This window comes from Sphingomonas sp. (assembly GCF_019746015.1).
Taxonomy (GTDB): Bacteria; Pseudomonadota; Alphaproteobacteria; order Sphingomonadales; family Sphingomonadaceae; genus Sphingomonas.
Genome location: NZ_JAIESM010000071.1, coordinates 1 through 13,594 on the forward strand (window position 1 = coordinate 1; position 13,594 = coordinate 13,594).

Annotated in this window: 10 protein-coding genes; 3 read left to right on the top strand and 7 right to left on the bottom strand. The window is 70.7% G+C overall.

All coding sequences use genetic code 11. The features are described from left to right. The first annotated feature begins 73 nt into the window (after window positions 1–73). Window positions 74–781 (top strand): 2OG-Fe(II) oxygenase, encoded by a 708-nt coding sequence (locus tag K2Y03_RS10370; RefSeq protein ID WP_294090604.1) that lies wholly within the window; start codon window positions 74–76, stop codon window positions 779–781. A 296-nt stretch (window positions 782–1,077) separates the two neighbouring features. On the opposite strand, the gene K2Y03_RS10375 is transcribed toward K2Y03_RS10370, so the two are convergent. Genes K2Y03_RS10375 through K2Y03_RS10390 form a run of 4 tightly spaced genes read right to left on the bottom strand, consistent with a single transcriptional unit; the run spans window position 1,078 to window position 7,206 of the window. Continuing rightward, window positions 1,078–2,076 (bottom strand): DUF2891 domain-containing protein, encoded by a 999-nt coding sequence (locus tag K2Y03_RS10375; RefSeq protein ID WP_294090570.1) that lies wholly within the window; start codon window positions 2,074–2,076, stop codon window positions 1,078–1,080. Beyond that, window positions 2,073–2,987, bottom strand: a complete 915-nt coding sequence (locus K2Y03_RS10380; RefSeq protein WP_294090571.1) for a DUF979 family protein — start codon at window positions 2,985–2,987, stop codon at window positions 2,073–2,075. The genes K2Y03_RS10375 and K2Y03_RS10380 overlap by 4 nt, the downstream gene beginning before the upstream one ends. After that, window positions 2,984–3,625: a DUF969 domain-containing protein gene (locus tag K2Y03_RS10385; RefSeq protein WP_294090572.1), complete on the bottom strand. Its 642-nt coding sequence runs from the start codon at window positions 3,623–3,625 to the stop codon at window positions 2,984–2,986. The genes K2Y03_RS10380 and K2Y03_RS10385 overlap by 4 nt, the downstream gene beginning before the upstream one ends. After that, entirely contained in the window at window positions 3,625–7,206 is a 3,582-nt protein-coding gene (locus K2Y03_RS10390) for a hydantoinase B/oxoprolinase family protein (RefSeq protein ID WP_294090605.1), read from the bottom strand. The genes K2Y03_RS10385 and K2Y03_RS10390 overlap by 1 nt, the downstream gene beginning before the upstream one ends. 134 nt (window positions 7,207–7,340) lie before the next feature. Here K2Y03_RS10390 and K2Y03_RS10395 point away from each other — a divergent pair, with 134 nt between their 5' ends. Both K2Y03_RS10395 and K2Y03_RS10400 read left to right on the top strand, forming a co-directional pair. Next, window positions 7,341–7,796 carry a (2Fe-2S)-binding protein gene (locus tag K2Y03_RS10395; protein WP_294090574.1) on the top strand — a complete coding sequence of 152 codons (456 nt, stop codon included), beginning with the start codon at window positions 7,341–7,343 and terminating at the stop codon, window positions 7,794–7,796. A gap of 10 nt (window positions 7,797–7,806) precedes the next feature. Next, window positions 7,807–10,002, top strand: a complete 2,196-nt coding sequence (locus tag K2Y03_RS10400) for a molybdopterin cofactor-binding domain-containing protein (RefSeq protein WP_294090576.1) — start codon at window positions 7,807–7,809, stop codon at window positions 10,000–10,002. 91 nt (window positions 10,003–10,093) lie between these two features. On the opposite strand, the gene speD is transcribed toward K2Y03_RS10400, so the two are convergent. The 3 genes from speD to K2Y03_RS10415 are packed head-to-tail and all read right to left on the bottom strand — an operon-like array spanning window position 10,094 to window position 13,576. Continuing rightward, on the bottom strand, window positions 10,094–10,456 hold the full coding sequence (gene speD / locus K2Y03_RS10405) for an adenosylmethionine decarboxylase (RefSeq protein ID WP_294090578.1): 363 nt from the start codon (window positions 10,454–10,456) through the stop codon (window positions 10,094–10,096). Next, entirely contained in the window at window positions 10,453–12,057 is a 1,605-nt protein-coding gene (locus K2Y03_RS10410) for an NAD(P)/FAD-dependent oxidoreductase (protein WP_294090580.1), read from the bottom strand. The genes speD and K2Y03_RS10410 overlap by 4 nt, the downstream gene beginning before the upstream one ends. Then, window positions 12,047–13,576 carry a polyamine aminopropyltransferase gene (locus K2Y03_RS10415; RefSeq protein WP_294090581.1) on the bottom strand — a complete coding sequence of 510 codons (1,530 nt, stop codon included), beginning with the start codon at window positions 13,574–13,576 and terminating at the stop codon, window positions 12,047–12,049. The genes K2Y03_RS10410 and K2Y03_RS10415 overlap by 11 nt, the downstream gene beginning before the upstream one ends. Window positions 13,577–13,594: the final 18 nt, after the last annotated feature.

Consider the following 13,594-nt stretch of genomic DNA (forward strand, 5'->3'; position numbering starts at 1 on the left):
GCTGGGGGGTGGAGCGCAAGCGCGCGCTGCTGGCGGCGGAACGTGCCCAGGCGGCGGCATGACCGCGCCCGGCATGGCCGCGCGGCTGGCCGCGCACCCGCCCGCCACCATCGCCGCCGCGCTTGACGAGCGCGGCTGGGCACGGCTGCCCGCCCTGCTGAGCGCGGAGGAATGCGCCGCCACCGCCGCGCTCTATGCCACGCCCGATCCGGCACTGTTCCGCAGCGAGGTGGTGATGGCGCGGCACGGCTTTGGCCGGGGAGTGTATCGCTATTTCGCCTATCCGCTGCCGCCGCTGGTCGGGGCGCTGCGCACCGGCCTTTATGCCGCACTCGCCCCGGTCGCCAATCAGTGGCAGGCGCGGCTGGGCGAAGCGGTGCGCTTTCCGGCGGCGCATGCCGATTATCTGGCGCGCTGCCATGCCGCCGGCCAGCAACGGCCGACGCCGCTGCTGCTGCGCTATGGCCCGGGCGACTATAACTGCCTGCATCAGGATGTGTATGGCGCCGAGCTGTTCCCGCTGCAGGTCGCGGTGCTGCTGTCGGCGCCGGGCCGCGATTTCGAGGGCGGCGAGTTCGTGCTGACCGAGCAGCGCCCGCGCCTGCAATCGCGCGCCAGCGTGGTGCCCTTGGCGCAGGGCGATGCGGTGGTGTTTGCGGTGCGCACCCGGCCAGTGCGCGGCAGCCGGGGCGATTATCGCACCCAGCTGCGCCACGGCGTGAGCGAGGTGCGGCGCGGCAGCCGCCATACGCTGGGCATCATCTTCCACGACGCGGCCTGACGCCGCCCGCCGCCATCTTCAACGGCATTTTCCACCCCGCCCCCAAGAACAGGGGCAGGGTGGATCATGATTAGGCTCACCGTCACCCCGCTAGATCGCCACCGACGATGCAATGTCGACAACAAAGATCAGGGGCAGGCTGCTGCAGCTCATGACGAACAGCACGGCGATGACACGGTCGATATAGATGTTGATGCGGTTCATGCTGGCCTCCTTGCGTTTGGCCTGTATGAACTAGACGCAATATTGGCGCGGCACGTCCCGATAGTTGCGGTTCAATGCCGCGCCGGCACGCTCTATCCCTCGCCCAGCGCGAGCAGGGCAAAGCTCGCCAGCCAATGCTCGCCGGCATAGTCATCGGCCAGATGCGGCATGCTCGCGTCGACATGCGCGCCCGCCACGCGCAGCGCCATTGCCGCCGCCGGCCCGCTGCCCAGCGCCCGGGCAATCCCCCGCCAGCACCAGGCCCGGCTGAGGTTCAGCCCGTCGAGATGGGCGATCTTGCCATCGCTGCGGTCGCTCACTTCGGCCGGGGTCAGCAGGCTTGCTGGCGATCCTTGTGCGATGTCGGGCAGGAAGGCACCGAACCAGGCGCGAAAGCCCTCGGCCGGCAGCACGCGGCTCATCAGCAGCGCCTCGGTCAGCGCCGGCGAGAGAAAGGCGTCGCCATCGGGCTCCCATGCCTGGCAGTTGCGGTCGTGCACGAACCAGTCGCGCGCGCGCGCGCGGATCAGCTCGGCCAGCGCCGGGTCGTGCCCGCCATGGCGCGCCCAGTCGAACGCCAGGATCAGCGCAAAGCTCGTGTTGCTGTGCACGCCCGCGCGGATGGGATAGGTCAGCCGGGGCAGATAGTCGCGCAAAGACTGCGCGACATGGCCCGCCATTGGCGCCAGCCGCGCGGCGATCTCTGCATCGAAGGCGGCGGCGGCAGTGTGCAGCGCGAGCAGCCAGCCCCAGCCATAGGGCCGCTCGAACCCGGCAGAGGCGGGCCGCTTCATGTAATCCAGCTCGACCTGCACATTGCCGGGCGTGAACATTTCGCGCGCGCGGGCGACGATCAGCTGGCTTTCGGTCAGGCTGGGGAAGAGGTGGGCCAGCCGCATCAGCTGCCACCAGCCATGCACGCAGCTATGCCAGTCGAAACTGCCATGGAAAATGGGGTGGAGCGTGCGCGGGCTGCGCACATCGGCAGGCCCCGTCATCACATGGTCCAGCTTTTGCGGATATTCGCGGCCGATATGGCCCAGTGTCAGCCGCGCGAACCGGGCGGCAAGGTCGGCAGTCAGATCAGTCATCGGAACCCCAGCCAGTAGATGAGCGCAATGTTGACGGCGAGCAGCGGCAGCGCGGTTGCCACCTGCGCGCGCACCACGCCGTAACGATCCTTCAGGTCCAGCAGTGCTGCCGGCACGATGTTGAAATTGGCGGCCATCGGCGTCATCAGCGTGCCGCAAAAGCCGGCCAGCATGCCGATGGCGCAGATCACCGCCGGGTCGCCATGGTGCCGGGTGATGAGCAGCGGCGCGCCGACCGCGGCGATCATCACCGGAAACGCGGCAAAGGCATTGCCCATCACCATCGTGAACAGCGCCATGCCCAGGCCATAGGCAATCACCGCGCCGAGCAGGCTGCCCGGCGGAATCGCCTGGCCGATCAGGTCGCCCACCACCTGCCCCACCCCGGCCAGCGCGAACACCGCGCCCAGGCTGGCCAGCATCTGCGGCAGCACGGCGGCCCAGCCGATGGTGTCGATCAGGCGCAGCCCCTCGCTCAGCGGTTCGGCCGCGCGCGGGCGCAGCCACAGATAGCACAGCGCCAGCGCCAGCAGCACCCCGGCCGCCAGCGCGACCAGCGTTGCCTGTTTGGGCGGCACCAGCGCGGGATTGAGCGCGAACAGCGCGGTGCCGGCGAGCGCCGTCGCCGGAATGACGAGCGCGGGCACGAACAGCGTGCGCGCGCTCGCCGGTGCCGGGCGCGGCGCGGCCCCCTGCCCCGGCGGGCGCACCAGCCCCAGCGCGGCCAGCGCCACCAGTGCCAGCGCCAGCACGCCATTGCCCAGGTCGCCGATCCGGTCCCCCGCCAGCATGGAAAGTGCCAGCAGCCCCCAGAAGCCGCCATTGCCCCAGCGCCGCCGGGCGAGGCTGAGCCCGCTCAGCCCCGCGAAATAGATGCCCGCCAGCGCATAGACCGCCGCCAGCGTGATCATTTCAGCCCCCGGTCGAGCAGCCACAGCCGGAAGGCGTGGACGCAAAAGGCGATGATCGCGGTCGGTATCGTCCACACCGCCAGCGCGAAGGGGGCAAGCGTGATGCCGTAATTCTGCAGCACCCCCACCATCAGCAGGATCGAGCCGATGGCGATGAACATGTCCTCGCCAAAGAACAGCCCGACATTGTCGGTCGCCGCCGCCATCGCGCGCACGCGCTCGCGCACCTGCCCATCGTCGGTGCCGGCGGCTGCCTCTGCCATCGGCGCGACCAGCGGGCGCACCGTCTGCGCGGGGCCGGCAATCGACACCAACCCCAGCGCCGCGCTGATCTGGCGCAGCAGCAGATAGCCGGTCAGCAGCCGGCCGGGTGTGGCCCCGCGCAGCCGCGCGACCAGGTCGGCCGCGCGTGTCTGCAGCCCGTGGCGTTCGAGCGTGCCGATCACCGGCAGCACGATCCACGCCAGGCTGACGACGCGCGCGTCGTTGAATGCCTTGCCGAACGCGGCCAACACCGCGCGCGGGTCCAGCCCCGCCGCGAGCCCCGTCACCGCCGCCGCCAGCGCTACCGCGAGCAGCGGGTTCAGCCGCAGCACGAAGCCCAGCGCAATCACCACGATGCCCGAGAGGACCAGCATCAGCCCGGCTCCCCATAGCCGCCGCCGCCCGGCGTTTCGATGACGAACAGGTCGCCCGGCGCCACCGCAATGCTGTGGGTCGCGCCGAAGTCCTCGCGGGTGCCGTCCGCGCGCTCCACCCAGTTGCGCCCCGGCGCGCCATCGCCGCCACCGGCCAGCCCGCGCGGCGGCACTGCGCGGCGATTGGCCAGGATATTGGCGGTCATGCCCTCCAGAAAGCGCACCTGCCGCACCACGCCGTCGCCCCCCGGCCAGGCGCCCGCCCCGCCCGATCCGCGCCGGATGGCAAAGCTTTCCAGCCGCACCGGAAAGCGCGTCTCCAGAATTTCGGGGTCGGTCAGCCGGCTGTTGGTCATGTGCGTCTGCACCGCATCGGCGCCGGCAAAGCCCGGCCCGGCGCCCGCGCCACCGGCAATCGTCTCATAATATTGGTGGCGGGCATTGCCGAAGGTGAAGTTGTTCATCGTGCCCTGCGCGCCCGCCATCGCGCCGAGTGCCGCGAACAGCGCGTCGCACAGCGCCTGGCTGGTTTCCACATTGCCGGCGACCACCGCTGCCCCCGCATCGGGGTTCAGCATTGATCCGGCGGGCACCACGATCCGCACCGGGCGCAGGCAGCCGTCGTTCATCGGCACGGCCGCATCGATCAGCGTGCGCATCACATAGAGGACGGCCGCGCGCACCACGGCGGCGGGCGCGTTGAAATTGCCGGGCAGCTGCGCACTGGTGCCGGTGAAGTCGATCACTGCGCCGTCTGCGCTGATCGTCACCGCCACGCGGATGACGGCGCCGTTATCCAGCGCCACCTCGGCCCGGCCATCGTGCAGCCGGCCCAGCAGCGCGCGCACCGCCGCTTCGGCATGCGCCTGCACATGCTCCATATAGGCGATCACCACGTCGCGCCCGTGCCAGGCGCAGGCGGCGCGCAGGCCATCGGCGCCGCGCGCGCAGGCGGCCACCTGTGCCGCCAGATCGGCGATGTTCTGGTCCGGGTTGCGTGCGGGCCAGGCCCCGGCGGCCAGCCGCGTGCGCACCGCCGCCTCCAGCAGCTGGCCATCCTCCACGATCAGCACATTGTCGAACACCACGCCTTCCTCGGCCAGGGTGCGGCTGTCGGGCGGCATCGATCCCGGCGTGATGCCGCCGATATCGGCATGGTGGCCGCGCGCGGCGACGAAAAAGGCGGGCGCGGCGTCGCCGGCATCGACGAACACCGGCATGATCACCGTCATGTCGGGCAGGTGGGTGCCGCCGCGATAGGGGGCGTTGAGCGCATAGACATCGCCCAGGCGGATGCCGCGCCCGTCCGCCCCGCCGCCGCGCGCCGACAGGATCGCGCGGATGCTTTCCCCCATTGATCCCAGATGCACCGGCATGTGCGGCGCATTGGCGATCAGGCCGCCCGCGCCATCGAACACCGCGCACGAAAAATCGAGCCGCTCGCGGATGTTGACGCTGGCGGCGCTGTGCTGGAGCGCGGCGCCCATCTCCTCGGCAATGCTCATGAACAGGCCGTTGAAAATCTCCAGCCGCACCGGGTCGAGCGCGGTGCCGGCAGCGGCCGCCGCGCGCGGGGTGGCGCGGGTCAGCACCAGATTGCCGGTCGCGTCGACCGCCACCTGCCAGCCCGGCTCCACCACCGTTGTCGCGCCCGCATCGATGATCAGCATCGGCCCCGGCCCGGCAAAACCGGCGGCCAGGCCCGCCCGGTCATAAACCGGTGCCGGCCAGTCCTGCCCGGCGGTGTGCAGCGTGACCGTTTCAAGCGGCGGCGCGGAGCAGGCGGGGAGCGCGACGACCGCGCCCGCCGCGCCCGCTTCGGTTGCGGCTTCCACCCGCAGCATGTCGGCAATCACCGGCCCGGTGCCCGCATAGCCGAAGCGCGCGCGGTGCGCGGCGGCAAAGGCGGCGCGCATCTGGCCAAGCGGCGCCCAGCCAATCTCGAAGCTGCTGTCGCTGTCGCCGTGGCGCAGATGGAGCCAGGCGCGCGTCTCGACCGGTTCCGGCGTGGCGAGCTGCGCCGTCAGCGCGGCCTCGGCCTCTGCCCCCAATGCCGCCACTGCTGCGCTGATCGCGGCCCAGTGCCCCTCGTCCAGCGGCTGCGCCAGCGTCGTCTCGCGCACCACCGCCCGCGCCGCCAGCCCCATGCCATAGGCCGAAAGCAACCCGGCCAGGGGGTGGATCAACACCCGGTCCATCCCCAGCGCATCGGCAACCAGGCAGGCATGCTGGCCGCCCGCGCCGCCAAAGCTCATCAGCGTATAGCGCGTCACATCATGCCCGCGCGCGACCGAGATTTTCTTGATCGCATTGGCCATGTTGGCGACCGCAATCGCCACAAAGCCGGCCGCCGCCTCATGCGGATCATGCCCCGGCGCAACCTCTGCCAGCCGGGCAAGCGCGGCGGCGCGGTCGAGCGGCTGGTCGCCGCCCATGCCGAACAGCGCGGGGAAATGCTGCGGCTGGATCTTGCCCAGGATCAGGTTGCAGTCGGTCACCGTCAGCGGCCCGCCCCGGCGATAGGCGGCCGGCCCCGGGTCGGCCCCGGCCGATTGCGGCCCGACGGTGAAGCGCCCGCCATCGCGCGCGCAGATCGATCCGCCACCCGCCGCCACCGTGTGAATGCGCATCATCGGCGCGCGCAGCCGCACGCCCGCCACACGCGCTTCCACCTCGCGCTCATAGGCGCCGGCATAATGGGCGACGTCGGTGGAGGTGCCGCCCATGTCGAAGCCGATCACATGATCGGTGCCGGCCGCGCGCGCGACGGCGGCCAGCGCGACAATGCCGCCAGCCGGGCCGGACAGCACCGCATCCTTGCCATGAAACGCCGCCGCCCCGGCGAGCCCGCCGCCCGACTGCATGAACAGCAGATCGGCCCGCCCGGCGAGCGCCGCCGCCACCCGCGCGACATAGCCGCCCAGCACCGGCGACAGATAGGCATCGGCCACCGTCGTATCGCCGCGCCCGACCAGCTTGATCAGCGGGCTGACCCGGTGGCTGACCGAGATCTGGGTGAAGCCGATTGCCTGTGCGATGGCCGCCAGTGCCGCTTCATGCGCGGTGAAGCGATAGCCATGGACCAGCACGATCGCCAGCGCGCGCACACCGCCATCATAAACGCGCTGTAACGCGGCGCGCGCGGCGCCGGCGTCCAGCGGGCGCAGCACGGTGCCGTCGGCGGCGACGCGCTCGTCAATCTCCACCACCTGGGCATAAAGCGGCGCGGGCAGGTGGATCGCGCGCGCGAACAGCTCGGGCCGTTCCTGCGTGCCGATTGCCAGCGCATCGGCAAAGCCGCGCGTGATCGCCAGCGCGACCACCGCGCCTTTGCGCTCCAGCAGGGCATTGGTCGCCACCGTGGTGCCCATGCGCACCTCGCAGGGCGGCACCGGGCCGGTCGCCGCCCCGGTCATCCGGCGGATCGCGGCGACGGCGGCATCGTCATAGCGCCCCGGATTTTCGGACAGCAGCTTGTCGGTCAGCAGCCGGCCATCGGGTGCGCGCGCGACGACATCGGTAAAGGTGCCGCCCCGGTCGATCCAGAAGCGCCAGCGCGGCGCGGCAGGGGAGGCATCGATCAGGGCGAAAAGCTCCGGCGCAAGGAAGTGACATGATCATTGCCCAAGCTTTGCCGGGCGCGCAACCACCGCTTGCCCGGCACGGGGCGCAGGCGTAGCATGTTGAGACGACCAAGAAATCGGTGGAGACGGGCATGGCGATCAAGCTGACCATCAACGGGCGCGTGCGCCAGGTTACCGCGCCGCCGGACAAGCCGCTGCTGTGGGTGCTGCGCGAGGACCTGAACATGGTCGGCACCAAATTCGGCTGTGGCGCCGGGCTGTGCGGCGCCTGCACCGTGCATCTGGACGGCGTAGCGGTGCGCGCGTGCCAGACGCCGATCAGCGCGGTCGGCGCCGCGCGGATCACCACCATCGAAGGCGTGGCGGCAACCCCGGCGGGCAAGCGCGTGACGGCGAGCTGGATCGCGCATGACGTGCCGCAATGCGGCTATTGCCAGGCCGGGCAGGTGATGGCGGCCACCGCGCTGCTCGCCAGCAATCCCAAGCCGGCAGACGCCGATATCGACGCGGCGATGGCAGGCAATATCTGCCGCTGCGCGACGTATAACCGCATCCGCGCGGCGATCCGCGCGGCGGCCCAGGCATAGGAGAGCGGCCATGGAAACCACGCTCGACCGCCGCCTGTTCCTGACCGCAAGCCTGGCCACCGGCGGCGCGCTGGTGTTCGGCGTGCACGCAGCGGATGCCGCCAGCGGCGCCGCTGGCGCACCGGCTGCAACCGATATCGGCGCGTTCGTCCGCATCGCGCCCGACAACCGCGTCACCATCATCGCCAAGAATCCCGAAGTCGGCCAGGGCGTGCGCACCATGCTGCCGATGCTGATCGCGGAGGAGCTGGACGTCGACTGGACGCAGGTGACCGTCGAACAGTCGCTCGCCAACGAAAAGCTTTACGGCATTCAGGTCGCCGGCGGCAGCACCGCCACGCCCAACACCTGGCTGCCCATGCGCCAGGCGGGCGCGGCGGCGCGCGCGATGCTGGTCGCCGCTGCCGCGAAACAATGGGGCGTCGCCGCCGACACGCTCACCACCGGCCACGCCATGGTGCGCGATCCGGCCAGCGGGCGCAGCGCCACCTATGCCGCGCTCGCCCCCGTCGCCGCCACGATGCCCGCACCCAACCTTGCCACCATCAAGCTGAAGGACGCGAAGGATTTCCGCATCATCGGCCAGCCGGTGAAGGGCGTGGATACCGCGCGCATCGTGTCCGGCCAGCCGCTCTACGCGCTCGACGTGGCGCAGCCGGGCATGCTCTATGCCGCGATCGAAAGCTGCGGCGCGTTTGGCGGCACGCTAAAATCGGCCAAGTTCGACGCGGCGCGCGCCATCCCGGGCGTGCGCCAGGTGATGAAGCTGCCCAGCCTGGGCAAGCCCGAGACGATGTTCGAAAGCGTGGTGGTTGTCGCCGACAGCTGGTGGCGCGCCAACCAGGCGCGCACCGCGCTGGAATGCGTGTGGGACTGCGCGGCGGTGGAAAGCCATTCGACCGCCGATTATGCCCAGCGGGCCGAGGCGCTGCTGAAGGGCGCGCCGCAAAAGCTGGTCGGCCAGCGCGGCGATGCAAAGGCGATGCTGGCGGGCGCGGCCAAGCGGGTGGAGGCGCGCTACGACTATCCGTTCCTGGCGCATGCGACGCTGGAGCCGCAAAACGCCACCGCCCGCTTTGCCGATGGCAAGGTCGAAATCTGGGGCGGCAGCCAGACGCCGGGCCAGGCGCGCAAGCTGGTCGCCGATGCGCTGGGCATTCCGCTTGACGCAGTGACGCTGCACATGATGCGCGGCGGCGGCGGCTTTGGCCGGCGGCTGATGAACGACGCGATCGTGCAGGCGGCCGTTGTTGCGAAGCAAATGCCGGGCACGCCGGTGAAGCTGATCTTCTCGCGCGAGGATGACATTCGCCGCGATTTCTATCGCCCCGGCGGCTGGCACCAGTTCACCGCCGGGCTCGACGCGGGCGGCAAGCTGGTCGCGCTCGACACGCATTTCGTCACCTTCAGCGCCGATGGCAAGCCGGGCCGCGGCGCCGACCTGAACGAGGGCGAATTCCCCATCGGCCTGCTGCCCGCGCACAGCATGGGCATGTCGATGATCGACACCCATGTGCCGATGGGCTGGCTGCGCGCGCCCGGTTCCAACGGCCTTGCCTATGCCTATCAGGGGTTTCTGGACGAGGTGGCACAGGCCGCCGGCACCACGCTGCCAGAGATGATGCTGGACTTGCTGGCGCGGCCCTATGTGCCGGGCAATTCCATCAACGCGCGCAGCTTCAAGCCGGAACGCGCGGCCGGCGTCATCGCGCGCGCCATGGCGCTGTCGGGCTGGCGCGATTTCAGGCAGGGCGGCGGGCGCGGCCTGGGTTTTGCCTTTTACTTCAGCCACAATGGCTATGTCGCCGAAGTGGTGGAAGTGGTGACGGGCGGGGCAGATGGCATCCGCGTGCCGCGCGTGTGGGTTGCCGCCGATGTCGGCAGCCAGATCATCAATCCGCTGGGCGCGCGCGCGCAGATTGAGGGATCGGTGATCGACGGGCTGGGCCAGGCCATGGCCGGGCAGCGCATCACCGTGGAAAAGGGCGCGGTGGTGGAGGATAATTTCAACGCCTTCCCGCTGCCGCGCATGCCGATCACCCCCGAGATCCGCGTCGATTTCGTGACGAGCGACAACAGGCCGACCGGGCTGGGCGAGCCGATCCTGCCGCCGGTCATCCCCGCGCTTGCCAATGCGGTGCACGCGGCGACCGGCACGCGCTGCCGCTCGCTGCCCATCGATCCGGCGGCGTTCGCCAAGGCTTGATCGGGGGCCTCGCGCCCGTTGCGGGGCCAGAAAAGCGTCACCCCGGGTGAAGCCCGGGGTGACGGTTCATGGTGCGCGCCGCCCTGCCCCGTCAGTTCGTGCGCATCGCGCCATAGCCGCGCGCGATCAGCTGCGTCTCGGCATGGGTGGCGCCCAGCCGTGCGCGCAGCACGGCGAGCGCCGCATAGGGATCGTGCCGCGCCCCGCACAGGAAGATGTCGATCGCGGCATAGCCATGCTCGGGCCAGCTGTGGATCGAGATGTGCGATTCGGCGAGCAGCGCGACCCCCGTCACCCCCGCGCCGGGGCCGAAATGGTGGAGCCGGACATCGAGCAATGTCGCGCCCGCCGCCGCCGCCGCCTCGGTCAGCGCGGCCTCGATCAGCGCGGCATCGTCCAGCCCCGAACAGCCGGTCAGGTCGGCCAGCAGATGGCGGCCCTGATAGCCGGTCATGTCAGGCTCTCGAAGCGGTGGCCCAGCCGCGCCATTGCCGCTTCCGCCGCGACGAAGCCGGCATGGTGCGCTTCCTCGAACAGCGGCAGCCCGGCACTGTCCGAATGCGCCAGATAAAGCGGCGGCGCCGGCGCGGGCCGCGCGCCCCAGATGAAGCCCGGCACCGGCCGGATCATCGCATGGCCCCAGCGCCACAGGTCGATGCGGCGGATCGCGCCCTTCAGCTCGGGATTGGTGGCGATCAGGTCGTCGCGCACGATGCGCTTCCACTCGGCCGCCGGGCGATCGCGCAGCAGCCGGCGCGCCTCGGCCGGGGGCTGGGTGGAGAGCGGCATGTACCAGGTCAGCACAGTGCCCGCCGTCACCGCCGCCGGCCCCTGATGCGTGGCAACGACATAGCCGAGCGATTCGCTGGTCCACGACACATTATCCCACGCCAGCGGCACGCCGCGCCCTTCGGGCAGACGGTCGACCGCCACATTGGCGACCAGCCAGGGGGCATAGCTGTGCCCGGCGTCGCTCACGTCCGGGCTCAGCCGGGCGCCGACGAAGCGCGGCACGGCGAGCACGGCGGCGCGGGCATGGGTGCGCACCGTTACGCCCTGCGCCACGTCGAAATGGTCGATCGCCACGCCGTCGCCGTCGCGCGCCACGCGGTGGACGATCTGCGCCGGGCTGATCCGCGCGGCAAAGCGCGCCGCCATCAGCGCGGTCAGCCGGGCATTGCCTTCGGGCCAGGTCAGCTCGTTGCCGCCCGCGCCCGCCGCCGCCCAGCCGCGCCGCCCGGCGAAATAATGGATGCCCGCCCAGGCCGAGACATGCGCCGGCTCGCTGCCATAATCGTCGCGCATGGCATAGCGCACATGGCCGCGCAGCACCGGCGAGCGCCACCCGCGCGCATCGAGCCAGGCGGCAAAGCTCACCCGGTCGAGCGCGAGCAGCGCCGGGTCGCGCGAGCTATAGGCGCTGGGGCTGGCAAAAGCGGGGCGGCCATCGGCGCCGGTCATCGTCTGGAAGGCGCGCATCGCCGCCTCGAACGCGGCCAGCTCCGCCCGGTCGGCAGCGGCCAGGCCGGTGCGCGGGATCAGCCCCTCCTGCCAGCGCCCCTGCCAGAACAGCCGCTCCTCCAGATCGGCACAGAGCTGTTCGGGGTCATAGACGGGGGCGCCGTCCTGCATGCCCTGCACGATGCCGAAGCGGGTCAGCATGTGGCGAAGCCCGCGCGCCTCGCGGTTGGGCACCGGCAGATAATGCGCGCCGAGCGGAAAGGCGGTGGTCGCGTTGCGCCCGGCGCGGGCATTGCCGCCGGCGCGGTCCTCCAGTTCCAGCAGGGTGAAATCGTCAAAGCCCGCCTCGGCCAGCCGCCAGCCGGTGGCGAGCCCCGCCACGCCGCCGCCGACAATCGCGATGCCGGTCGCGCGCGTGGCGCTTGGCGGCGGAAATCCGCCCGTCACCAGCCGGTGGCCGCGCGCCAGATCGGCACCCGCCAACGACCCTTCGGGCAGCGGATCGGCCACGCCGGCGAGCGCGAACGCCCCCGCGCCCAGCCCCATGCCGACCGCCGCCCCGCCCAGGATGAAGGCGCGCCGGTCAGCCTTCATAACGCCCCCACGCCTCGCCAAAGGCGCGCACCAGTGCCTGATTGTCCAGCCGGTTCACCGGCGTTGCGCGCCGGGCCATGTCGGGCGGAAAATCGAACAGCCGTTCCGCCGTGCCCGCGTTGAGAAAGCGGTTGCCGGCGGGCAGCCGCGCGGTGGCCGGAATCTCCCCCCGGCTGGCCAGCACAAAGCCCCATTCGCCAAAGCTTGGCACATAGGCGTGATAGCCGCGCGTGGTGAAGCCGGCCGCCTCCAGCGTGGTCGCCACCATCCAGTAAGCGCCGGGCGCGACCAGCGGCGAGGTGCTCTGCACCACCACCACCGCGCCCGGCGCCAGCAGCCGGGCGAGCGCGCGATAGAAGCTTTCGGTGTAGAGCTTGCCCACCGAATAATCGACCGGATCGGGGAAATCGACGATCACCGCGTCGAACCGGTCCGTCGCGCGGCGCACCCAGCGAAAGGCGTCGTCGTTGATCACGGTCAGCCGCCGGTCGCTCAGCGCCCCGCCGTTCAGCCGCGCCAGCACCGGCGTATCGCGGAACAGGCGGGTGACGGCGCCGTCCAGATCGACCAGAGTCACCCGCTCGACGCCGGGGTGGCGGAACACCTCGCGCGCGGCCAGGCCATCGCCGCCGCCCAGGATCAGCACATGGCGCGGGCGCTCGACCCGGCCGAGCGCGGGATGCACCAGCGCCTCATGATATCGATACTCGTCGCGCGAGGCGAATTGCAGATTGCCGTTCAGATAGAGCCGCAGATCGTCGTCGCGCCGGGTGAGCACGATCCGCTGATAGGGCGACGACACCGCATAGATCACCGGCTCCTGATAGCTTGCCACCTCCGCCCAGCGCTGCAACCGGTCGGAGAGCACGAACCCCGCCACCAGCAGCGCGATCACCGCGACACCGGCCAGCTTTTCCAGCGCAAAGCCGCGCCGGGGCAGCATTGCCAGCAGCACCATCGCGACCGCTGCATTGGCAATGCCGAACAGGAAGCCGGTGCGCATCATCCCCAGATGCGGCATCAGCAGCAGCGGAAACAGCAGCGACGCGGCCAGCGCACCGACATAATCGAAGGTCAGCACGCTGGAGACGACCTCGCGGAAATCGAACCCTTTCAGCAGCCGCATCAGCAGCGGAATTTCCAGCCCGACCAGAAAGCCGATGGCGAGAACCACGGCATAGAGCAGCACGCGGAATTGCTCGACCAGCGGGAACAGCACGAACAGCATGGCCGCCGCACAGCCGCCGATCAGCGCGATAAGCAGCTCGACCCGGACGAACAGCCGGAGCGGATCGCGCCGCACATAGCGCGAGCACCAGCTGCCCAGCCCCATCGCGAACAGATAGGTGCCGATGACGGTGGAAAACTGGGTAACGCTGTCGCCCAGCAGATAGCTGGCCAGCGTACTTGCCAGCAATTCATAGATCAGCCCGCAGGTCGAAACCGCAAAGGCCGATGCCAGCAGCGCCGCCTGCGCGCCCCGGGCGGCGGCGAAACGGGGCGGGTCAGCCTCGGCCACGGGCGCGCCTGCCCCCGC